This is a genomic window from Psychrobacter sp. UBA6766 (assembly GCF_002453355.1).
Taxonomy (GTDB): domain Bacteria; phylum Pseudomonadota; class Gammaproteobacteria; order Pseudomonadales; family Moraxellaceae; genus Psychrobacter.
On sequence record NZ_DKGQ01000008.1, the window covers coordinates 18,757 to 40,748 of the forward strand.

At 45.1% G+C, this 21,992-nt stretch carries 18 protein-coding genes and 2 riboswitches; of the genes, 9 read left to right on the top strand and 9 right to left on the bottom strand.

The window, feature by feature from the left end; genetic code table 11:
• Positions 1–74: 74 nt before the first annotated feature.
• From B4K26_RS01930 to gcvT, 3 genes are all read right to left on the bottom strand, one after another.
• A complete protein-coding gene (locus tag B4K26_RS01930; RefSeq protein WP_296243201.1) occupies positions 75–833 on the bottom strand; it encodes a nitroreductase family protein in 759 nt (252 codons plus the stop codon).
• Between the two features lie 256 nt (positions 834–1,089).
• Complete coding sequence (gene gcvH / locus B4K26_RS01935) at positions 1,090–1,470, bottom strand: glycine cleavage system protein GcvH (protein WP_296243202.1); 381 nt, start codon at positions 1,468–1,470, stop codon at positions 1,090–1,092.
• Positions 1,471–1,540: 70 nt separating this feature from the next.
• Positions 1,541–2,710 (bottom strand): glycine cleavage system aminomethyltransferase GcvT, encoded by a 1,170-nt coding sequence (gene gcvT / locus B4K26_RS01940; protein WP_296243203.1) that lies wholly within the window; start codon positions 2,708–2,710, stop codon positions 1,541–1,543.
• 182 nt (positions 2,711–2,892) lie between these two features.
• A riboswitch (glycine riboswitch) is annotated at positions 2,893–3,050 on the bottom strand.
• Positions 3,051–3,102: 52 nt separating this feature from the next.
• Positions 3,103–3,240, bottom strand: a riboswitch (glycine riboswitch).
• Positions 3,241–3,476: 236 nt separating this feature from the next.
• Between gcvT and B4K26_RS01945 the strand changes: the two genes are divergently transcribed.
• The 4 genes from B4K26_RS01945 (at position 3,477) to B4K26_RS01960 (ending at position 7,067) form a co-directional block, all read left to right on the top strand.
• Positions 3,477–3,797 (top strand): YcgL domain-containing protein, encoded by a 321-nt coding sequence (locus B4K26_RS01945; RefSeq protein WP_296243204.1) that lies wholly within the window; start codon positions 3,477–3,479, stop codon positions 3,795–3,797.
• A 183-nt stretch (positions 3,798–3,980) separates the two neighbouring features.
• Complete coding sequence (locus B4K26_RS01950; protein ID WP_296243205.1) at positions 3,981–4,598, top strand: hypothetical protein; 618 nt, start codon at positions 3,981–3,983, stop codon at positions 4,596–4,598.
• A gap of 301 nt (positions 4,599–4,899) precedes the next feature.
• Positions 4,900–5,763 carry an AAA family ATPase gene (locus B4K26_RS01955; RefSeq protein WP_296243206.1) on the top strand — a complete coding sequence of 288 codons (864 nt, stop codon included), beginning with the start codon at positions 4,900–4,902 and terminating at the stop codon, positions 5,761–5,763.
• Positions 5,764–5,843: 80 nt separating this feature from the next.
• Positions 5,844–7,067 carry a vWA domain-containing protein gene (locus tag B4K26_RS01960; RefSeq protein ID WP_296243207.1) on the top strand — a complete coding sequence of 408 codons (1,224 nt, stop codon included), beginning with the start codon at positions 5,844–5,846 and terminating at the stop codon, positions 7,065–7,067.
• Between the two features lie 114 nt (positions 7,068–7,181).
• Here B4K26_RS01960 and B4K26_RS01965 read toward each other — a convergent pair whose 3' ends face one another.
• From B4K26_RS01965 to B4K26_RS01980, 4 genes are all read right to left on the bottom strand, one after another.
• On the bottom strand, positions 7,182–8,009 hold the full coding sequence (locus B4K26_RS01965; protein ID WP_296243208.1) for a phosphodiester glycosidase family protein: 828 nt from the start codon (positions 8,007–8,009) through the stop codon (positions 7,182–7,184).
• A gap of 69 nt (positions 8,010–8,078) precedes the next feature.
• Positions 8,079–9,881 (bottom strand): FMN-binding glutamate synthase family protein, encoded by a 1,803-nt coding sequence (locus B4K26_RS01970; RefSeq protein ID WP_296243209.1) that lies wholly within the window; start codon positions 9,879–9,881, stop codon positions 8,079–8,081.
• A gap of 582 nt (positions 9,882–10,463) precedes the next feature.
• On the bottom strand, positions 10,464–10,922 hold the full coding sequence (locus B4K26_RS01975) for a DIP1984 family protein (RefSeq protein WP_296243210.1): 459 nt from the start codon (positions 10,920–10,922) through the stop codon (positions 10,464–10,466).
• Between the two features lie 170 nt (positions 10,923–11,092).
• The gene (locus B4K26_RS01980; RefSeq protein WP_296243211.1) at positions 11,093–11,920 is read right to left on the bottom strand and encodes an IclR family transcriptional regulator; all 828 of its coding nucleotides are present in this window, start codon (positions 11,918–11,920) and stop codon (positions 11,093–11,095) included.
• Between the two features lie 174 nt (positions 11,921–12,094).
• Here B4K26_RS01980 and B4K26_RS01985 point away from each other — a divergent pair, with 174 nt between their 5' ends.
• Positions 12,095–13,279, top strand: a complete 1,185-nt coding sequence (locus tag B4K26_RS01985; protein ID WP_296243212.1) for an acyl-CoA dehydrogenase — start codon at positions 12,095–12,097, stop codon at positions 13,277–13,279.
• A 260-nt stretch (positions 13,280–13,539) separates the two neighbouring features.
• Complete coding sequence (locus tag B4K26_RS01990; RefSeq protein WP_296243213.1) at positions 13,540–14,739, top strand: CaiB/BaiF CoA transferase family protein; 1,200 nt, start codon at positions 13,540–13,542, stop codon at positions 14,737–14,739.
• Here B4K26_RS01990 and B4K26_RS01995 read toward each other — a convergent pair.
• On the bottom strand, positions 14,736–15,500 hold the full coding sequence (locus B4K26_RS01995) for an IclR family transcriptional regulator (RefSeq protein ID WP_296243214.1): 765 nt from the start codon (positions 15,498–15,500) through the stop codon (positions 14,736–14,738). The genes B4K26_RS01990 and B4K26_RS01995 overlap by 4 nt on opposite strands.
• A gap of 266 nt (positions 15,501–15,766) precedes the next feature.
• Here B4K26_RS01995 and B4K26_RS02000 point away from each other — a divergent pair, with 266 nt between their 5' ends.
• The 3 genes from B4K26_RS02000 (at position 15,767) to B4K26_RS02010 (ending at position 20,362) form a co-directional block, all read left to right on the top strand.
• A complete protein-coding gene (locus B4K26_RS02000) occupies positions 15,767–17,239 on the top strand; it encodes an NAD-dependent succinate-semialdehyde dehydrogenase (protein WP_296243215.1) in 1,473 nt (490 codons plus the stop codon).
• 162 nt (positions 17,240–17,401) lie between these two features.
• The gene (gabT, locus tag B4K26_RS02005; protein WP_296243216.1) at positions 17,402–18,703 is read left to right on the top strand and encodes a 4-aminobutyrate--2-oxoglutarate transaminase; all 1,302 of its coding nucleotides are present in this window, start codon (positions 17,402–17,404) and stop codon (positions 18,701–18,703) included.
• 216 nt (positions 18,704–18,919) lie between these two features.
• A complete protein-coding gene (locus B4K26_RS02010; protein WP_296243217.1) occupies positions 18,920–20,362 on the top strand; it encodes an APC family permease in 1,443 nt (480 codons plus the stop codon).
• A 72-nt stretch (positions 20,363–20,434) separates the two neighbouring features.
• On the opposite strand, the gene B4K26_RS02015 is transcribed toward B4K26_RS02010, so the two are convergent.
• The gene (locus tag B4K26_RS02015) at positions 20,435–21,808 is read right to left on the bottom strand and encodes an NAD-dependent succinate-semialdehyde dehydrogenase (protein WP_296243218.1); all 1,374 of its coding nucleotides are present in this window, start codon (positions 21,806–21,808) and stop codon (positions 20,435–20,437) included.
• Between the last annotated feature and the right edge of the window lie 184 nt (positions 21,809–21,992).

Below are 21,992 nucleotides of genomic sequence, written 5' to 3' on the forward strand. Positions count from 1 at the left end.
AACAGTCCTTGGTAAAAGGGATGATAAAAGAGATGGCTAAAATAACGAATAAAAATTAATGATGGCTTACGGTTTTAGACGTAATGGACAAATTGAGTTTGGTCAAAGCGAAATTGGCTGTTGTAAATGCCATTATCAGCGCGCTCGCCAGCACCAATCATCATAATGATATGGTGATCGTCGCTTAAATTTAATAAGCGCTTCATCGCAGGCTCATCAAAACCGCCCATCGGACAGCTATCAAAACCGTGCGCGCGTAGTGCAAGCATGAAGTTTTCGGCCGCAAGCGCGGTATTGTTGGTTGCCCAGTTTTTGGTATCTTCGAAGGTATAATAAGGCGATTTAATCGGACCTTTGACGCGTCTGACCAATTTTGTTGCGCCCCATTTAGCCGCTGAGATAAGGTTAGCAGGACCACGCAAAAAATCCATAGCAACGACTTTGGTATAGTAATCTTTGACCTTTTTTGGCACTGGCGTATCTGGATATTCGCGTAAGATTTGCTTGGCATGGTCGTGCCAAACATCGGTACGCGCCACGACCGCAATCAAGCGTGCTGAGGTTTTTGCCGCGTTTTGATTCATGCAGTTTTTTACCGCGCGTTTGCGCTTATCCGCATCATCAATCACATAAAATTCCCACGGCTGCAGGTTGCTTGAGTTTGGCGCAAGCATGGCCAAACGTAGACAATCTGCTAATACGTCATCTGGTATCTTGGTGTCGGTAAAGCGACGGACAGATCGGCGCGATTCGACCACGTCGCGAAACGCTTGCAGCTGCGGAGTATTATTGGGCGTGGCAATAGTTGCTTGGTTGTCAGTGGCAAGGGTCATATGAAAATCCATGCTGGGATTGAGTGCTCGACTAGATGTATTTATTGAATCGCATTGCTAAAAACTTGCGACCAATAAGTAAAACAAATAAATGGGCTTGCGATTGCAAGTAATAAATTGAGCGATAAGCATTTTAGAAAAAGCGCACAGATACCAGCTGATGCCAATATCTGTTATATCGAGTTGTGATTATTACCATTAAAAATAGCGATATTTTAATCAAATACCACTTTTAAACACGAGTATTAAACTAATATTACAGCTCGTTTTCGTATTCATCAGCGGTCATCAGAGCTTCATAGTCAGCGATATTGTCAGGCTTCATTTTAAAGAACCAACCTTCGCCATACGGATCAGAGTTGATGATTTCTGGATCGTCTTCTAGCGCTTCGTTGATGGCGACTACTTCACCTGAGATAGGAGCATAAACGTCAGAAGCGGCTTTTACTGATTCGACCACAGAAATTTCGTCGTCAACCGCGATGATGTCGCCCACGTCTGGCAATTCAACAAACACCACGTCACCGAGTAGGTCTTGAGCATGGTCAGTGATACCAACAGTAATCGTACCGTCGTCTTCTAGGCGTAGCCACTCGTGGCTGGCGATGTATTTTAGTTCTGCTGGGATGTTGCTCATGGTCTCTCTCCTAAATGATAGAGAATGGTTAATAAAAAAGGGAAACTAATAATAAAATTTATCAGGGAGATCAGTCAAATTGCTGCTTGCCATTACGGACAAAGGGCAGCTTCACGACGCGCACATCAACGAACTTACCTTTACCGCGCAAATCGACCTGCACGCTATCGCCGTCAGATAAGCTCGCAGGAACACGAGCAATGGCAATCGAATTTTTTAGGCTGGGGGAGAAGGTGCCACTGGTAATAAGACCTGTTTGTTCATTATCAGTGCCTTGATTGATGGTCACTGTCATGCCTTCACGCAGGACACCACGTGTGGTGAGCAGTAAGCCAACTTGCTTCATGGCCGTGTTGTCGTCTTTTGACTGCTGACGTTTGCTCACCAACGCTTCACGGCCAACAAAGTCACGATCGTTTTTTAATGCCAGCGTCCAGCCCATGTTGCACTCGTAAGGGCTAACGTTGTCGTCCATATCATGACCATAAAGGTTCATTCCAGCTTCCATACGCAAGGTATCACGTGCGCCAAGGCCAGCAGGTTTGACGCCATTGGCCTTTAATTGCTCAAAGAAGGCCGGAGCATCACTGCCATGCATAATGACTTCAACACCGTCTTCGCCTGTATAGCCAGTACGCGCTACAAACCAATCAGTGCCTTCGATATCGGTTAAATCGGCACCAACGAAAGGTTTAAGTCCCGCTAAGGTATCTGCCCAGTTAGGTTTGGTTTGTGCCAATTTTGCAACGGCATTCGGTCCTTGGACCGCGAGCATAGCCAAGTCATCACGTTCCGTTAAAGCAACATCAAAACCTTCGGCGACTTTATGAAACTGAGCCATGTCTTTATCACGAGTGGCAGCGTTTGACACGATACGATATTCGGTGGCGTCTTCATTCATCAGATAAACGATTAAATCGTCAATGATACCGCCTTGCTCATTGAGCATCGGAGAATAAAGCGCTTTACCGACGGTTTTTAGTTTATCGACATCATTGGCGAGTAGCTTTTGTAGCCATGCTTTGGCATCAGGGCCTTTAATATCGGCAACGACCATATGCGAGACGTCAAACATACCAGCATCGGTACGCACCGATTCGTGCTCTTCAATTTGTGAACCATAATGGATGGGCAATTCCCAACCAGAAAAATCGACCAGTTTGCCATCACTATCAAGGTGCGACTGGTAAAGGGGCGTGCGCTTTGGGGCTGAAGTACTTGTGCTTTGAGTGTCGGTCATAACAAATCCTTATGGAACATCAGCAGCATTTGATAATCAGTCATAAAATATCAAAGTAGCAGGGCAGATGTGCATTATCATAGTAGTGAGAAGCAATCTTGCAGGGCGCAAGCGTTGCGACCAAAGGTCGTACAAAAAAATAGAACAATTAGCCAAACAGACGCCGAACGTCGGTTTAAGCAAAAGCCCTATCTGTCCTGTAACCTGAGATTTTCAACACGAATCATCATTGTTTGTCTATCAAAGCATGAGCTTTAAAGGCAATCGCGATGATGCCGCATTTTCTCCCCTTCGGTGAGTAAGGCGTCGTCCGTCCTTACCGCTCTCCAGATTTGTTATGCCTTATGTTTTGGAATGCTATGCGATTTTAGTAGCAATAAAACAGTCATGACATATGTTTTTCAGTCCTTTTACCTGAGCGATTGGCAGGGTGTATGCGCCTTCGGTGGTCATGTCGCAATTATTAGTGCAAGCTCATTAATATGAACGCACTCAATATTGTGCTCAAGACTCTCTCCTGAAAAACGCTTTTATTATGAAAGGTTCAGGCTGTTTTTACAAGCCATCTGCCTCATTAAAGTCGATAATGTTGTGAAAAAGAACCTTTTAACAAAATAACGGGTAAATTTATTTATAAATAATAGGTACTAAGGGTAATTATAAAGGTTAATTTTACTGTGATTTACCATAGCCGAACGTAAAGCGACTACGGATTATGGCGTCAAATATGCTAATCTATAGCGATAGTTTCTGATAGGTTGTTTTTATGCATTGCGATATTTATAAATTCCCCAAACACGATGATATGTATGTTTACATTGCTCGTCCTGATTATCCTGATGATACCGACGAAATTAAAGATTGGCTGGGTGTGCTACCAAAAGATTTCCGTGCCAGCTTAGGGCGTAGTAAGTTTGTCATGCATTTAGACTTGGCAACTACGCCATCGCTTGCGCGCGTCGATAAAGAAGAGGTGCTGGCAAAATTAAAGTCGCAAGGATATTTTGTGCAATTACCGCCACAAGATGTCATGCGCCGTCAGGCTGAGCTGCGCGCCCGTGAAGCACAGGACAATATCTACGATTAGGGCGTTTTTTAGCATTAATGCATTTTGGTAGAAAGTCATGATAAACTAACCACTATTAAATACATATAATCAAGTTCAGATATCGATTATGTATTTTGTCGTACTTTTGGTCTGACAAAACTTACCCTATACCGTTAGACGCCTTATGTACTACCGGTAATAAACGCAGGTAATGAAACACGCATGGATTGGTTAAAAGGCATTATAGACAGCTTACCGATGGGCGCTATCAGTGACACTCTTGGTGAGATTACGATTTGGTGGGGGCAACTGGTAAAAGACGTGCCACCCGCAGACTTACCTATGTATGCATATCTTGGCGGTGTCATTATCGTTTTGATACTTTGGCTGTTGGTTGCTCGCATTTTGCCGCGCCCACTCGGCGGTATGAGTTGGATGATGCTATTTGCTGTGTTATTAGCACCGGGTACGGCTCTTGGTGATCCCAGCGTCATAGCTCCCGCAAGTATTGGTGTCGTTTATGCGATTATGATGAAAGACACTGCTGGCGCGATTACGAATATGTTGCCGATTTTGGTGGTACTGGTAGTAGGCTTGTTTGTTGGTTTTGTTTGGCAACTGATTCGCGGTGCGTTTGAATCAAGCTTGGATAAAGCGCGTAGCCGAACGGCAGAAGATGCGCAAGCGACCGCTCAATTGACTACTGGTAATTACTTGGCAGACGATGCTAGTTTATCAGAGTCGTTTGATCATTCAGCATTGACGCCTAAACCTGAAATAACTAAGACTGAATTAAATAAGCCTAAAGCTGAGGTTAGCTTAAAAAAAGACCGCAAATAATAAGCATGAGTCATATAGCTTTTTGCTTTAGATTTTTACAAAATAAAAGACACCTTGCGTGTCTTTTTTTATGTAATTCCATTTGTCCATCGACGCTGAAAAGCTAATTTTAGAATAAGACACAGTAAATCGTTATTAATTTAAATCATATTTGGTGGTCAATTCGAACGCATGAGTATTTTGGCAATCTATAGGGCTGTGCTAATCTAAATGATTGTGTAACTTCTAACGATTTCCTCTAAGCTTTCTACTATATTTAACAGATAACAATAACTGCGATTTAATTAACCGAGAATGTATTATGAGCACGACTGATAAAACGAAAAAGAGCTTTACCGGCACGCAAAACTATATCGCCACTGACGATTTGCAGCTCGCTGTTAATGCGGCGATGACGTTACAAAAGCCGCTACTGATTAAAGGTGAGCCGGGCACAGGGAAGACATTATTAGCAGAAGAGGTAGCGGAGAGTTTGGGAATGCCGCTGATTACGTGGCATATCAAATCGACCACCAAAGCTGAGCAAGGACTATATGAGTACGATGCGGTATCGCGCCTACGGGATTCGCAACTGGGTGATGATAAGGTTTATGAGATTGGCAATTATATCAAGCCCGGCAAACTGTGGGAGGCCTTTACTAGCAGCGAGCGCAGTGTGTTACTGATTGATGAAATTGATAAAGCCGATATTGAGTTTCCAAACGATTTGCTGCATGAGCTCGATAAAATGTCTTTTTACGTCTACGAGACGGGCCAAACCATCACTGCCGAGCAGCGTCCGGTGGTTATCATCACCTCAAATAATGAAAAAGAGCTACCGGATGCATTTTTACGTCGCTGCTTTTTCCATTATATCGATTTTCCTGAGGAAAATACCATGCGCCAAATCATTGAAGTGCATTTCCCTAATATCCAAGAAAAACTCGTCAATGATGCGCTCGATATTTTTTATAAGCTGCGTAGTATTCAAGGCCTCAAAAAACCACCATCAACGTCGGAATTGGTCGATTGGTTAACGTTATTGCTCGCTGATGATATGGCACAAGCAGAGCTAGAAGAAAATTTGCGTGGTGAGAAGTCTATTCCGCCACTATATGGCGCGCTGCTGAAAAACGAAGCCGATGTGAGCTTGTTGCAACGTTTTGCCAACATGATGCGTCGATAAGCGTCGGATTGTTTGTCATAATTAAAATAATCAAGCGGTGTAATTCGTAACTATATCAGCCAATAAGTGATGCGACTTTTATGTTTATCAAATTGTTCTATACTTTACGTACTTACGGCGTGCCGGTCAGTACGCGTGAGCTGCTTGACCTAAATGCGGCGTTAGATCAAGGGCTAATGATGCAGCCGCATCCTGAAAATTCAGAACTGTCTACTTTTACCAGTCGCGAAGATATGTATCGACTGATACGCCTTTGTATGGTCAAAGATGAGCGCCATTTTGATAAATTTGACCGCGCTATGGCAGATTATTTTGAGGGTGTTGATAGTCTCGATATGGATGAGCTACTAGCGAAGCTGACGGACATTCCTAAAGAATGGCTCGATCTCAAGCTTGATCCAAAAAATCTGACCGAAGAGCAGCGGCGCTTGCTGAAAAAGTACGGCTCATTAGAAGAATTGATGAAAGCGCTTGAAGAACGTCTGAAAGAGCAAAAAGAGCGTCATCAAGGCGGTAGTAAGTGGGTCGGCACTGGCGGTACTTCACCATTTGGTGCTTATGGCGACCATCCAGAAGGCGTACGCGTTGGCGGTGAGTCGCGTAAACGTAGCGCTGCGAAAGTATGGGAGCAGCGTAAATACCGCAATCTCGATGATGACAATCAGCTTGGGACGCGCCAAATTCAGATGGCACTGCGTAACTTGCGTCAGTTTGCCCGTACCGGCAGCGCCGATGAGCTAGATATTCACGAAACCATTAAGCGCACCGCCAAAAAAGGTGTCCTCGATATTCATATGCAAGCTGAGCGCCGCAACCGCGTCAAGGTACTAATGCTATTTGATGTTGGTGGCAGTATGGATGTTCACGTCGAAGCATTGGAAAAATTGTTTTCTGCGGCCAAAAATGAATTTAAAACGTTAGAGTTTTTTTACTTTCATAACTGTCTATATGATTATGTTTGGAAAGACAATAATCGCCGCCACAGCGCGCCGATGCCGACTTATGAGCTGCTCAATACCTATGGTCGTGAGTATCGGGTGATATTTGTCGGCGATGCGTCGATGTCGCCGTATGAGCTGATGACGGTTGGCGGTAGCGTCGAATATATGAATAATGAGGCGGGCATCGTATGGCTAAAACGGGTACTGGCACATTTTGACAAGGTCGCTTGGCTCAATCCGGAAAATCCTGCGTATTGGCAGTATACGCAAACCATCGTTGAGATTAAAAAACTCTTCGATAATAAGATGTATCCGATGACTTTACATGGCGTGGAAGAGATGACCAACTATTTGGCGCGCTGATTGATGATAGTAAGAAATATTCTCTTTATTTATTGTTTAAACAGGCATAAAAATAGCCGTTATAAAATATATAGCGGCTATTTTTTCTATTTTTTCTTTTTTACTCTTTCGTTTCTAATTCTTTGTTTCCAGCAGCCCAATCATCACGCCCATCTCTTTTTTGTCATGTTTATCAATGCTAGGAGCATAGAGCGCTGAGGCGATGCCGCCGTCCAAGAATAACGCATTTGGACAGTTTAAGTCATCTTTAAACAGCGCGGCAAATTGATAAAAGCTGACTGGCGCTTCGCTATTGACAAACTGGACGCTGCCATCGCTGCATATCCCGACGCCATTTCGCAGCTTTATCGAGTGGCTGTTTGGGTCAAATTTGGGATGGATTTCATCATTAATGACGAGCATCGGCCCTGACTGTGTGGCATACCAAGGTTGTACCTTGCCACTTTTGAGCTGGTTATATAGGGCTTGGCTTTCAGTAATTTGCACCTTTCCAGATTTATCCCACCACAACACACCATTGGGCAATAAGTGAAAGTTACCGCCGCCTTCTTTAATATTTAATGCGCGCAGCTCTTTACCTTTAATGACCGTATAACCAATCGGCGCGTAATTTTCATCATACATGCCTGCATTCATGGCAAAGTTTAGAGTTTGATCAGAAGGAAGATCAGCAATTAGTTTCTCAAAGGTCAGCAATGGCTTGCTGCTACCAGTTTGTTTCCAAAATAGCTGTAATGACGTTCGACTCTCAGTCAATACTTGGGACTCAACACGGCAAATGCTGTAGGCGAATGGTAATGTTTGAGACTGGCACGACCCGTTTTTTGTATGATTGGAGGTTGAATTCTCACTGTCATCATTGATAGGCTGGCAGGCGCTGATGCTTAATGCCATCAGCGCTGTCATGATTTGAGACGATAACGTAAAAAAAGGAGTTGTCATGAACACGTCTTCTTTATAAAAGCCGCCAAGTACCCAGTTTAGGGCAATATTTTAAGGGAATTCAGGCTTTTAATTGCCAGTTTCGGGAATATCACGGACGGTATTATTAACATTGCCGATCAACTGACCACTATCCGTTATCACGGCAAAGCTGCCAAGGCCATGCTCCGTAGACGGACTGGGTTCTTTGCCTTTATCGCGCGAGTCTTTGTTGTAGGCAATCAACGCCTCATTGTTGGATAAAAAGCTATCTGCGCTCGCCATCACCCACATCTGGTTAAATACGTCAGCGCGCGCGCTACTACTGAGTAGTGCGCCTTCATCAGCAAAGTAATAAAATTTGGACAACAATTTTATCTGGCCGTCATCTAAGCGCCGTGCAATGTGATAAGGCTGCAGCTGACTTGGGTGTTGAAGCCCTACAGCCCCCACAATACTGGCTAAGGATTTTAAAGTGTTTTTATGAAAATTAGCAACTCGCTCGGCTTTGCTGGGGACATCAAGCGCTTTTTGGCGATACGGGTCTTGGGTGGCGACACCAACCGGACAGGTATTGGTGTGACATGAACGTGACTGGATACAACCAACAGCAAACATAAAACCGCGTGCCGAATTACACCAGTCAGCACCTAGCGCAATCATTCGGGCAATATCAAAGCCTGAGACGATTTTTCCGCTAACCCCAAGCTTGATTTTGTCACGAATACCCGCACCAACCAAGGTATTGTGAACCAATAAAAAACCATCGACCATCGGCATTCCGACGTTGTCCATAAATTCAACGGGCGCCGCTCCTGTACCGCCTTCAGCCCCGTCAATGACGATAAAGTCAGGATAATTGTCTGTTTCTATCATAGCTTTAACAATAGCCATAAACTGCCACGGCTGGCCGATACAAAGCTTAAAGCCCACCGGCTTACCGCCAGACAAATCGCGTAGCTGTTGCCAAAAATCTACCAGCTCAAGCGGGGTACTAAATGCACTGTGTGAAGAAGGTGACACACAGTCTTTGCCCATAGGGACGTGGCGTGTATCGGCGATCTCTTGCGTGATTTTCTCTGCAGGGAGGACACCGCCTTGACCGGGTTTAGCACCTTGTGAGAGCTTGATTTCAATCATTTTGACTTGTGGGTCTACTGCTTTCTCAGCAAAAGTTTGTGGATCAAAGTTACCAAACTCATCGCGGCAACCAAAATAACCCGTTCCCAACTCCCAGATCAAATCGCCACCAAATTTGCGGTGGTAAGGGCTAATAGCACCTTCGCCAGTGTCATGAGTAAATCCACCCATTTTCGCGCCTTGGTTCAGCGCCATAATCGCATTCGCAGACAAGCTACCAAAACTCATCGCTGAGATATTAAACACCGACATATCATGAGGCTGCTTGCAGCGCTCGCCGCCAACAATGATTCGAAAATCTTTATTTTCTAAGGGTTGACTGACCGCCGATTGTAAAAACCACTCTTTGCCATGTGTGTATAAGTTGTCAAGCGTCCCAAAAGCGTTGGTGTCACTGACGTTTTTGGCTCGCTGATACACCAAAGCACGTTGCTGACGAGCAAATGGCACCTGCGCCTTGTCATCTTCTAAAAAGTACTGGCGAATTTCAGGACGAAAATCTTCAAGCAAGTAACGAATATGGCCAGCAACGGGATAATTTTTCAAAATGGCATGCTTTGACTGCAGCAAATCATAAACGCCAAGCGCAACGCCAATACCGCCCAAAACGATTAACCACCCATTCATTAATAATAGCCCTGACAAAAACAGCAAGGCTGCAGCGGCAAAAGTACTATAGCGTAACATGACGCCGACTAAGTAAGGAGAATCATGTTTTGGTTTTGGGTTTAAATTGGTACGAGATTGGGGCATAACAATACTCAACAGTGAGACGAAAATAATAAAAATGCGGCGACAATAAAGTAAACCATCAATAACAAAATAACCATGTCATAAACATGGTTATTTTATTTGGATTACTAGCTCTCATTTACCGCGCACATCATACATATATGATAACACCGTGTCGGTTTAATTGGGTAACAGAGTGCTAATTTTATTCTCAGAACGGACGTTTTTAGACGTAAATAACTTTAAATGCTGACAAGAAGAAGAGTTTTTGAGGATTGTTTGTCGAAGGAGAAAAGGAAGGGACATTCACGACATGGCAAAAAGTACTAAAAATAAGATTGAAATCGACCGTCAGTGTCTGGTGGTAAGGTCTAAACAGTGCTTTGTGAGCGGTGACGTGTGCAGAGCATGAGTGGTAAAAAAAGCGTCTGCCCGCAACGCATAGCGGCACTACAGTATGTTTTCAACCCCCTGCTGTGTAGGTTTGGGGTCTGACACTCGCCCAGTCGGTTTCAAAAGGGCAGACTATCCGTCTATTATCAAATGTTACTGTTAAATGATTAAAACGGACAGAAAATTCTACTATTAATGAACTAAAGATTCTTATTCGACAAGGTCAATTTGCCAGTTATTCGCTTGAATAACAATATTAATTTTGCGTAATTTCATCGCAATATCATCAGCTTGCTTTTGTAAGCCCGCGACTGAGACCATGACATGCCATTTAATCTCGCGAGGGCTATAGCGGTCAACCTCGGTATCAGTGGCTTCAATAGCCTCAATTAATAACTTATGACGCATCTCTAATGTATCACGCTCCACCAACAGCGTCAGCATGGATTGGCCTTGATCGGTTTTTGCAATCGCATTAGTACGGTGAAGACGTTCAATCAAAACAGACAAGTCAGTAATGACTTGGCTAGCCTCAATCATCAGTGCGTTTGGGTCTTCGTTTGGCGTGTCGCCTTCTTGGACCTTGACATTGCTACGAATCCGTCCTTTGATTTGGGCGAGCTTTTTTTGCATATCGCTGCGGATGAGTAGGGCTTCGGCGAGTTTCATTTTTACTCCAATATTTTTATTTTTATTTAGGTTAAAGTTTAACGTCTCTCACCCTTGAACACAAACCATCTGTCGCAGAGTATGCACCACTTCTACCAAGTCGCTTTTTCTTTGATACATTATCAATCTCTTTATACGACGGTGAAAAATCGATAAGTCAATTAAATTCTCTAAACCCCACTGCCAACCTTTTCAGCCAGCGCCTGCAATTTAAGCACCATCGCCGCCGCATATTCTTCCGCTTCCCAGTTAGCGCTCGGCACGCTAGCATTAAGCGAATACGCATACTGCCCAGTAGCAACATCGTATACCCCAACGGCTACCGCCAATATGTCGGTAGAAAACTCTCCATCTGATACCGTATAACCATATTTTGCATAATGCTCTGTCGACTCGGCTAAGGCCGTCTGTGCGCGGTCAAACTCTTCTTTTGATAGATGGTCCTGTAAATTACTAAGAATCACGGCTTGTCTTGCGGGCGAGCTTGCTGCGTAGAAAGCGCGACCAATGGCAGTGCGTGCGACTGGCAAAGCTGAGCCAACTTGCAAATTGACCGATAGGCGAGCAGGGCTACGACAGCAAGCGTGATAGCGCATTTCTCCTTCGACTTCGGTGGCCAAATTTACCGATACTTCATTTTCACTGGCAAACTGCCGAAGCAGTGGTTCCGCTGCCGCGACCATGTCATGACGACTCCATGCGGTCGCGCTTAGACGCACGGCGTTACTGCCTAATTGATACTGTCCATGTTCCGTCATGCGTAAGAATCCAAGCGTCATCAAAGTATGAATAAGCCGAGTAATGGTCGCTTTTGGCAAAGCGGTCATCTGACACAACTGCTGATGACTAAGCTGCTCATGCTGCTCAAAGGCAGCTAGTAACGTCAGCCCGCGCCCAAGAGCGGTGACAAATTGCCGGTCATTATTGTCTTTACTGTGCTCAAGAACGCCCGTTATTCGATCCAATAACGGTAGGGCAGCTGATACATTTTTTGTCATTTTATGCTCATTTTTTTGATAAAGGTTTACAGCGTCGTAAAACTTTGCTTAAATAGATTTATATTATGAAACTAAGTTTCGCACAGCGGTACTTACAAGTCAATAACCTGTGAAGTCAATTTATTCATTAATCACGAATCGTCGGTCAGGATGACGGACATCAAGGAGATCCACATGGCAACATCTACGCGCCCAAGTTTTGATTGGGAAGATCCACTTTTATTACGCGACCAACTCACCGATGAAGAGCGCATGGTCACGGACAGTGCCCGTCAGTTTTTTCAAAAAGAGCTGATGCCTGGTATTTTAGAGGCCAATCGCAACGAGAATTTTGACCGTAATATCATGCGCCAAATGGGTGAGATGGGTTTACTTGGTGTGACGATCGACGGTTATGGCTGTGCTGGTTTATCGAGTGTTGCTTATGGTTTGATTGCCAAGGAAGTTGAGGCGGTGGATTCGGGTTATCGTTCGGCGATGAGCGTGCAGTCAAGCTTGGTCATGCACCCTATCTGGGCGTACGGCACCGAAGAGCAAAAAGAAAAATATCTGCCGAAGCTTGCCACTGGTGAATATGTTGGCTGCTTTGGTTTGACTGAGCCAGATTCAGGCTCAGACCCTGCTTCAATGTCGACCCGAGCGCGAGCAGTGGATGGCGGTTATGAGCTGACGGGAAATAAGATGTGGATTACCAACAGCCCTATCGCTGATGTGTTTGTCGTTTGGGCAAAAGATGACGCCGGTGAGATTCGTGGTTTTATCTTAGACAAAGGCATGAAAGGCTTATCAGCGCCGAAGATTGAGGGTAAGTTTTCACTGCGTGCTTCGGTTACAGGCGAGATTGTCATGGACAAGGTATTTGTTCCTGAAGCCAACGCTTTTCCAGATATTCGTGGTTTAAAAGGACCGTTTGGCTGCTTAAATAAAGCCCGTTACGGTATCGCTTGGGGTTCAATGGGCGCAGCAGAATTCTGCTGGAAAGCGGCGCGTCAATATACGCTAGACCGTAAGCAGTTTGGCCGTCCATTGGCTGCAACGCAGCTTGTACAATTAAAGCTTGCCAACATGCAAACAGAAATTGCCCTAGGTTTACAAGCTGCGTTACGTGTTGGCCGTCTGATGGATGAAGACAATGCCGCGCCTGAGATGATTTCACTCATCAAGCGTAATAACTGTGGTAAGGCACTCGATATCGCCCGAATTGCACGTGACATGCACGGCGGTAATGGTATCTCTGATGAGTTCCATATCATTCGCCACGTCATGAACCTAGAAGCGGTGAATACTTATGAAGGGACGCACGATATTCACGCGCTTATCTTGGGTCGTGCGCAAACCGGAATTCAAGCGTTTTATTAATTGTTGTTAGCTAATAACTGCTAGCGGGTTTTTAGACCATTAACGTACGTTGCTGTTTGGCTTTGTAATAAGCGCATTTAAACAGTAACGTACGTTTCTAAATGGTATTTAGCTAAGCGCTATTTAGCGTTGTTATGCCTCATTTATTTATCAGTGCTTATTATTAAAGCATTGAAGAAAAGACAGTAAAAGCTAAATGATACATAGCAATTTTTTATTAAATATTTATCAAAGAATAAGTGACATAATAAGGGAAGATTATGACTGATATGGCAAATGGTGCATTGCACGGTATCAAGGTGCTTGATTTATCGAGAGTATTGGCCGGTCCTTCTTGTACCCAAGTACTTGCCGACCTTGGCGCCGAAGTCATCAAGGTCGAACGTCCGCATATTGGAGATGAAACGCGGCACTGGGCACCGCCAAAATTCAGCGATGACACCTCCGCTTACTACGCCACTATTAACCGCAATAAAAAATCCCTGACCGTTGATATTACAACGCCTGCCGGACAAACGATTATTAAACAGCTGGTTGCTGAAAGTGATATTGTCGTTGAAAATTTCAAGGTTGGCGGTCTAAAAAAATACGGCTTAGATTACGACAGTCTAAAACTAGACAATCCGCGTCTGATTTATGCCTCTCTAACGGGTTTTGGTCAGACAGGTCCCGACGCCAAGCGCCCCGGTTACGACTATATTATTCAAGGTCTATCAGGGCTAATGAGCATCACCGGTCCGAGCGATGGCGAACCGCATAAGGTTGGGGTGGCAGTTGTCGATTTGTTTGCAGGATTGCAACTGACCATTGGTATCCAAGCCGCTTTATTAGCGCGTCAACATACTGGACTTGGACAGCATGTCGATGTGGCATTGCTTGATAGTGCGCTTGCAATGCTTGCCAACGTCGGAATGAATTATTTAGCATCAGACCAATTGCCGCCAAGACTGGGTAATCAGCATCCTAATATTGTGCCCTATCAAGTATTTGAGACGGCAGAAAAAGAACACTTTATTCTAGCTTGTGGCAATGACAGTCAGTTTGCCAAACTTTGTGATCTATTAGGGGTTGATTGGCATGGCGACAGCCGTTTTGCGACCAACCCGCAGCGTGTTGCCAATCGTGAGCTACTGTGCGCTGAGCTTGCTAAAAAATTCTCTGAGAAACCTCGCACTTATTGGCTAGAAGTCTTAGATGACGTAGGTATTCCAAGCGGGGCAATTCATAATATCGCTGACGCACTGACCATGCCACAAGCCCAAGCGCGTGAAATGATTGTCGATTTCGCGGCACAAGGTAGTCCAGTTCGAGCGCTTGGAAACCCAATCAAGCTATCCGCGTCGCCGGTTACTTATCATTCGCCGCCGCCTCAATTGAGCGAGCATACCGATAGCACGCTTGCTGATTTGGGCTATGACAGGGAGATGATCGCCAAACTTAAAGCCGATGGGATTGTTTAATGCTCGTCCTTAAAACCCAAACGCTGCTCGATTTGTTCGGCCAGTTCAATCAAAACGGCACTGACTTCAGCACGTTTGGACTCATATTCTGCTTGCAAAAAACTGACTGCCATCCCTGCAACTGCATTGCCCGACGCATTACGAATATAAGTGCCTAAGCAATACATGCCCTCGCGCAGTTGCCCATCGTCGAGGGAGATGCGACTGTTTTTAATGGCGGACAGCTCGGTCGACAAATCGGTAAAGTTATCGACACCGTGCTGGGTGATGGGCGTAGGAAATCCGCTGGCGTAGATGGATTTTATATTGTCCATAGTGAAGGTGGAAAGCATGGCTTTACCCGTAGCAGAAAACACCGCTGGTACACGAACACCCGCGCGGAAAGTGAAGCCGAGCGGGGCAGGCGCTTCATGACAGGCCAAAAATACCACTTCACCCAAGTCGAGCTTGGACAAAGTCACCGTATGCTGAAGTAGAATCGGGTACTGGACAATAAGGTCTTTAAATAACTGGGTGACGCCTTGCTGCTGCTCGTATCTTCCCGCCCAGTACATCAAATACGAGCCCAAATGAAATCGACTATCGCTGTCTTTATAAATGACATGTTTGGCTAAAAGACTCTGCAAAATATTGTGGGTTGAGCTACGCGGCAGATTTAGCGCTTTGGCAATATGCGCCGCTGTTAAAGGCTGCGAACTATCGGTAATCAAATCTAAAATCTGAAAGGTTTTGTCCAAGGCAGGAACGGCAGTGGTGCTCATAAGAAACCTTTAAAAGTCGGTAAAATGAAAAAATTATCAAAATAAAGTAATAAATCAGTACAAATTCGATAATAGCGCTTGCAAAGTTGAGTTCATCATTCTTATAATAATGTCTCATATATAGAATATATGTTCATTATATTGAACAAATAACAAGTTATCAATAATTATTTAAGTCATAACCGTCTATTTATTGTTAGTCATTTATTTATTGCTATAAATCTGCAAACCCTATTTGCAAAATAACACCGACAAGGAGTGTCACCATGTCACAACAGCCACATACGCTACAACTATCAAATCCAGATCTACTAAAACAGCAATGCTTTATTAAAGACGGCTGGCATGACGCAAGTGATGCGGCCACTATCGACGTGAGCAATCCTTTTAGCGGGGATATTATCGGTAACGTACCAAGTCTGACGACCTCCGATGTTAACGATGCGGTTACGGCTTCTCATGACGCGCAAATCACGTGGGCGGCCAAAACTGCCAAAGAACGTGCTGAGTTACTACAAAAGTGGGCAGACCTTATCGATGCCAATAAAGAAGATTTGGCCATCATTATGACCGCCGAGCAAGGCAAGCCTTTAACTGAATCACGCGGGGAAGTTGGCTATGCCAATAGCTTTATCCGCTGGTTTGCTGAAGAAGGTAAGCGTGTTTACGGCGATGTCATCCCTGCCAATCAATCACAATTGCGCCACGTTATCCTAAAACAGCCCGTTGGCGTTTGCGCGGCCATCACGCCTTGGAACTTCCCAGCAGCGATGATTACCCGTAAAGCGGCTCCTGCACTAGCAGCAGGCTGTACCATGATTATCAAACCTGCCACCGAAACGCCGTTTTCTGCATTGGCACTCGCCGTATTGGCGGAGCAAGCCGGTATTCCAGCAGGCGTCATCCAAGTGGTGACTGGCAAATCTTCAACCATTGGCGACATTCTAACTGGTGATGAGCGCATTCATAAACTGTCGTTCACGGGCTCTACTGAAGTCGGTCGTACCTTGATGGCACAGTGCGCCCCAACCATCAAAAAACTGTCATTAGAGCTGGGTGGCAATGCGCCATTTATCGTCTTTGATGATGCTGATCTTGAAAAAGCCGCTGAAGGCTTAATTGCTTCTAAATATCGCAACGCTGGTCAAACCTGTGTTTGTGCCAACCGTGTCTATGTGCAAGACAGTATCAAAGACAAATTCCTCGATGTATTTGTACAAAAAGTCGCTGAGCTTAATGTCGGTAACGGCATGGATGAAGGCGTGGATATCGGACCTTTAATCAACAAAAAAGCTTTGGATAAAGTACAAGCGCTACTCAAAGATGCGCTAGATAAAGGTGCAACCCTTATTACGGGCGGCAGCACCAACGGCGCATCAGAGCTGTCTTATAATCCAACAGTGATTACCGATATCAGTAGTGACATGGATATTGCCCATGAAGAAATTTTTGGTCCTATCGCCACCATCTTTACCTTTAAAGACGAAGCTGATGTCATCCGTCAGGCCAACGATACCATTTATGGTTTGGCCGCTTACTTTTACAGCAGCAGTTATGCTCGCTCATGGCGCGTCACTGAAGGACTTGAGTACGGCATTATCGGTCATAACACCGGTCTGATTTCTACCGAAGTCGCACCATTTGGCGGGGTCAAGCAATCAGGCTTTGGCCGTGAAGGCTCAAAATATGGCATCGAAGAGTATGTTGTGACCAAATATTGGTGCTCTGATATTAGTTAATAACTGGAGCTAATCGTTAGCTATTATATTTGCACAATTTAATTTTTATATCGCATGAAACGGGATTCAGCAGCATGAATCCCAACTAACACTAAATCTTATTCTATAAACCGCCATACCATCATTGGCACCTACGCAAAAAAGAAAGAAAAGGATATTCTTATGACTACTACCAATCAATCGTTACTTGCGCGCCGTAAAGCTGTGTTACCAACAGGTCTGGGCGTAGCGTTTCCTATCTTTGCCGAAAAGGCCAAAAACTCGGAAGTTTGGGATATTGAAGGCAATCGTTATATCGACTTTGTCGGCGGCATCTCAGTATTAAATACCGGTCACAGCCATCCAAAAATTACTCAGCGAGTGCATGAGCAGCTAGACAAATTTACCCATACTGCCGCGCAAATGATCAACTATGAATGCTATGTGGAACTTGCTGAAAAGCTTTGCGAAAAAGCGCCTATTAGTGGTCCAAAAAAAGCCTTTTTCTTGACCACTGGCGCAGAAGCGGTCGAAAACTGTATCAAAATTGCCCGTGCAAAAACTGGTCGTCCAGGGGTGATTTCTTTCGTTGGCGGTTGGCATGGTCGCACGCTGATGTGTATGAGCCTAACGGGAAAAGTATTGCCGTACAAAAAGAACTTTGGTCCGATGCCAGGCCCTGTGTTCCATGCGCTATTTCCAGCAGAAGAGTTAAACGTCACCGAAGCGCAAGCATTGCATAGTCTTGAAATGATTTTCCAAGCGGATATCGACCCAAGTGAAGTGGCGGCGATGATTATCGAGCCCGTTCAAGGCGAAGGTGGTTTCCATCAAGTCACACCATCGTTTGCCAAAGCCTTGCGCGAGATTTGTGATGAGCATGGCATTGTGCTGATTTTTGATGAAGTACAGTGTGGTTTTGCCCGTACAGGTACACTATTCGCCAGTGAGCAGTTGGGCGTTGAGCCTGACCTTATGACTAGCGCTAAGAGCTTGGCAGGCGGCTATCCTATCTCTGCCGTTATTGGACGCGCTGACATCATGGATGCGCCGCAAGTCGGCGGTTTGGGCGGTACCTATTCTGGAAACCCATTGGCTTGTGTGGCTGCGCTTGCCGTTATGGAAGTGATTGAAGAAGAAAACTTGCTTGAGCGTAGTGTTGAGATTGGTGACAAAATCGAAGCATTCTTAAAGGATTTAAACCTAAGCAGCATCGGTCATATTCGTCATAAAGGCGCAATGTTAGCGTTTGAATTAATCGACAGCGACGGTAAGCCTGATACTGAAGCAACGGCGAACCTAAAAGCCAAAGCCTTTGAGCAAGGACTGTTATTAGCGTCTTGTGGCATGTTTGGCAACGCTATTCGTGTGATGGTGCCGTTGACAGTAGAAGACGAAGTATTACAAGAAGGTCTTGATATTATCAAAGGTATTTTGACCGCTCAAGGCGTTAATTTAAAAAATGAAAGCTTAAGCTTAGGATAATGACAGTGCTGCTTTGAGTGGTGGTTTTACAACGGCGCCTTGCAAGTCAAGACGCCGTTGCTGTCTCTACTAAGCAGTTTTTAAATATCACTAGACCTATCGCTTGATAGGCAGGAAAAGATAAAAAAGGGCAACGCCCTATTACATAAAAATAGTTGGTATCAGTGCCATTAGAAAAAGGTCTGACACGGATGACACACGGACACGGAGTAAGTTATGTCTGAGCTAAAAAAATCGCTGGGTATGTTTGATATTATTGCCTTAGCATTCGGCGCTATGGTCGGTTGGGGTTGGGTCGTTTTGGCAGGGGACTGGATCATTGCAGCCGGAACGTGGGGTGCGATGTTAGCATTCATGATTGGTGGCTTGGCTGTCATTATGATTGGGGTTAACTATGCTGAGCTTGCCTCATCGATGCCAGTAACTGGTGGCGAGCATACGTATACGCATCGGGCGCTAGGCGTCACGGTCTCATTTATCTGCTCATGGAGTATTTTGTTCGGTTACTTTTCTGTCGTCGCTTTTGAGGCGGTCGCATTACCAACGGTGATTGAATACTTTATTCCCAATTATAACCAAGGCTATCTATGGACGATAGCGGGCTGGGATGTTTACGCCACTTGGGTTGGGGTGGGCATGCTCGGCTCAATTATTGTCACTTGGCTCAATATTCGCGGCATGGAAGTCAGTGCTTGGTTCCAAAAAACTGCGGTGATGGGTATTTTGTTTGTCGGCACGTTATTGTTTATTGGGGCGGTGCTTTATAGTCCTGAAACTTCGACCGCCGTGCAAGCACCTGCCTTTATTGGTGGTATTGGCGGTATGATGACAGTGATTGTCATGGTGCCGTTTATGTTTGTTGGCTTTGACGTTATTCCGCAAGCAGCGGAAGAGATTGATCTGACCCGTCCCAATATTGGTAAGTTTTTGATAATCTCTATCATTATTGCGGTGATGTGGTATGTCGGCGTGGCATGGAGTGTCGGTCGCACCTTGCCGTTGATTCAGGCGCAAGGCTCAACGTTAGCGACGGCTGATGCGATGACCAATGCATGGCAGGGTAGATGGGCAGGGATCTTACTGGTTATTGGCGGTGTGCTAGGTATTTTATCGAGTTGGAATGCGTTTTTGATCGGTGGCAGTCGCTTACTCTATGCCATGTCAAAAGCCCATATGTTGCCTGCGTTTTTGGGCAAGCTACATCCAAAGTATAAAACCCCAAAAAACGCTATTTTATTGATTGGTGGTCTAGCGACGCTTGCGCCATTATTTGGTCGTAAGATGCTAGTATGGATCGTTGATGCTGGTGGTTTTGGTATCGTGATTGCTTATACCTGTGTCGCCATCTCTTTCTTAGTCTTGCGCTACCGTGAGCCCGATATGGTGCGCCCGTTTAGAGTGCCAGCTGGAAAGCTTGTCGGTATGTTTACCATTGTACTGGGCATTGGATTGCTCATTTTATATATGCCAGGGATGCCGTCAGCGCTGAGCGCTATCGAGTGGTGGATCTTCTTTGGTTGGACAGCGCTCGGTATCGGTCTTTATAGCTATGCCGTCGTAAAATATCCGGGTATCAGTGAATCCATCATGGCAGAGGAGTTACGCGAATTAAAAATCGTCAATCAGTTATGGTTAAAAGATAATCCGCCTAAGAAGTAAATACTGCCTTTATAATAACAAGCCTAGCGTCTACAAACAGATGCTAGGCTTTTTTAGTACGATTCGAATAGATTAGGATTTATCACGAATCAATTTATAGTTTAAAAACTCGGTAATGCCAAGGGTACCAAGCTCGCGGCCAAATCCTGAGCGTTTGACGCCGCCAAAGGGCGTGTTGGCTTCACTACCAGACGGCGCGTTAATTGTCACCATACCGACGTCTAGCTTATCAGCAATATCAGCGGCCAACGCCGCATCCTGCGTTTGGATTGAAGCGCCAAGGCCGAAAGGTACATCATTAGCGATTTTAATCGCCTGCTCAATATCACGAGCCTTATAGACAACAGCCACCGGACCGAACAGCTCCTCATAATAGACATCCATAGAGTCGTCAACGTCAGTGAGAACAGCAGGAGCAAACCAAGCACCCGGTTTGTCTTTGATCATACCACCCTCGACCAGTACCGTTGCACCAGCTTGGATAGCGCTGTCGAGCTGTGCTTGTAGATTGACAGCCGCCGCTTTAGAAGATAGTGGTCCAATAAAGGTTCCTTCATCAAGAGGATCGCCCAATGTCATATTGCATACCGCATTGGTAAAGGCTTCGACGAATTGATCATAGACTGACTCGACTACGATCAGACGTTTGGCTGCATTACAAGCTTGTCCTGTATTACCAAAACGACCTTCGATTGCACCTTTCACTGCTTGTTCGATATCGGCATCGGCTGCGACGATAAAGGCATCCGAGCCACCAAGCTCCAATACGACTTTTTTAAGTGCACCGCCGGCTATTTTTGCCACTGATTGTCCAGCTCGCTCAGAACCCGTCAACGACACACCTTGTACGCGTTGGTTTTTGATGATGGTCGCCGCCTGCTCGTTGGTCGCAAATACATTGTTATAGACGCCCTCTGGTAAGCCTGCTTCTTTAAAAATATCAACGATTACTTCTGCCGTTTTCGGGCACTGCGGCGCGTGTTTTAAAATAAGCGTATTGCCTGCCATAAAGTTAGGGGCAGCAAAACGTGCAACCTGATAATGCGGGTAGTTCCACGGCATAATGCCTAAAAGCACGCCGACAGGACGCTTTTCTACAAGTGCAGAACCGCTATCAACATCGATGGTATGGGGCGCTAATAACTGCGCAGCGTTATCAGCATAGTAACGAAAAATATCAGCTACTAAGCCAATCTCGCCTTTTGCTTGCGCGATAGGCTTGCCCATCTCTGCTGCGACGATACGCGCCAACTCATCTTGACGCTCAAGGTAGATGTCAGCGATTTTATGTAGTAGGGCACTGCGTTCGTCTAATGTTACCTTGCGCCAGTCTTCATAAGCGCGGTCTGCTTTTTCAATTGCTTGCTGAATGTCTTGCTCAGTAGAGGTTGGGTAGGTGGCTTCTACTTCGCCAGTCGCTGGGTTAGTGATTTGATAGTCGCTCATTATTATTTCCTTTGGTTCAAAATCCATTTGTGGTTGTTTTATTATCGATATATTTTTAAATTTTTTTAATCTGCGATGGTTGGTAGTTATTAATACTATCAAGCATTGTATTATTTCCAAACGCAGCTATCAACGCTCATATCTTAATGATTTAAAAGCAATAATTCGATAGCAAAATCATTGT

What these genes read in the sequence shown, in the direction of transcription:
- B4K26_RS01990 (WP_296243213.1), top strand. Translation starts at nt 13,540, where the DNA reads ATGACTGATATGGCAAATGGTGCATTGCACGGTATCAAGGTGCTTGAT.
- B4K26_RS02010 (WP_296243217.1), top strand. Translation starts at nt 18,920, where the DNA reads ATGTCTGAGCTAAAAAAATCGCTGGGTATGTTTGATATTATTGCCTTA.
- B4K26_RS01975 (WP_296243210.1), bottom strand. Translation starts at nt 10,922, where the DNA reads ATGAAACTCGCCGAAGCCCTACTCATCCGCAGCGATATGCAAAAAAAG.
- gcvT (WP_296243203.1), bottom strand. Translation starts at nt 2,710, where the DNA reads ATGACCGACACTCAAAGCACAAGTACTTCAGCCCCAAAGCGCACGCCC.
- B4K26_RS01950 (WP_296243205.1), top strand. Translation starts at nt 3,981, where the DNA reads ATGGATTGGTTAAAAGGCATTATAGACAGCTTACCGATGGGCGCTATC.
- B4K26_RS01960 (WP_296243207.1), top strand. Translation starts at nt 5,844, where the DNA reads ATGTTTATCAAATTGTTCTATACTTTACGTACTTACGGCGTGCCGGTC.
- B4K26_RS02015 (WP_296243218.1), bottom strand. Translation starts at nt 21,808, where the DNA reads ATGAGCGACTATCAAATCACTAACCCAGCGACTGGCGAAGTAGAAGCC.
- B4K26_RS02000 (WP_296243215.1), top strand. Translation starts at nt 15,767, where the DNA reads ATGTCACAACAGCCACATACGCTACAACTATCAAATCCAGATCTACTA.
- B4K26_RS01970 (WP_296243209.1), bottom strand. Translation starts at nt 9,881, where the DNA reads ATGCCCCAATCTCGTACCAATTTAAACCCAAAACCAAAACATGATTCT.
- B4K26_RS01930 (WP_296243201.1), bottom strand. Translation starts at nt 833, where the DNA reads ATGACCCTTGCCACTGACAACCAAGCAACTATTGCCACGCCCAATAAT.
- gabT (WP_296243216.1), top strand. Translation starts at nt 17,402, where the DNA reads ATGACTACTACCAATCAATCGTTACTTGCGCGCCGTAAAGCTGTGTTA.
- B4K26_RS01945 (WP_296243204.1), top strand. Translation starts at nt 3,477, where the DNA reads ATGCATTGCGATATTTATAAATTCCCCAAACACGATGATATGTATGTT.
- gcvH (WP_296243202.1), bottom strand. Translation starts at nt 1,470, where the DNA reads ATGAGCAACATCCCAGCAGAACTAAAATACATCGCCAGCCACGAGTGG.
- B4K26_RS01985 (WP_296243212.1), top strand. Translation starts at nt 12,095, where the DNA reads ATGGCAACATCTACGCGCCCAAGTTTTGATTGGGAAGATCCACTTTTA.
- B4K26_RS01980 (WP_296243211.1), bottom strand. Translation starts at nt 11,920, where the DNA reads ATGACAAAAAATGTATCAGCTGCCCTACCGTTATTGGATCGAATAACG.
- B4K26_RS01955 (WP_296243206.1), top strand. Translation starts at nt 4,900, where the DNA reads ATGAGCACGACTGATAAAACGAAAAAGAGCTTTACCGGCACGCAAAAC.
- B4K26_RS01995 (WP_296243214.1), bottom strand. Translation starts at nt 15,500, where the DNA reads ATGAGCACCACTGCCGTTCCTGCCTTGGACAAAACCTTTCAGATTTTA.
- B4K26_RS01965 (WP_296243208.1), bottom strand. Translation starts at nt 8,009, where the DNA reads ATGACAACTCCTTTTTTTACGTTATCGTCTCAAATCATGACAGCGCTG.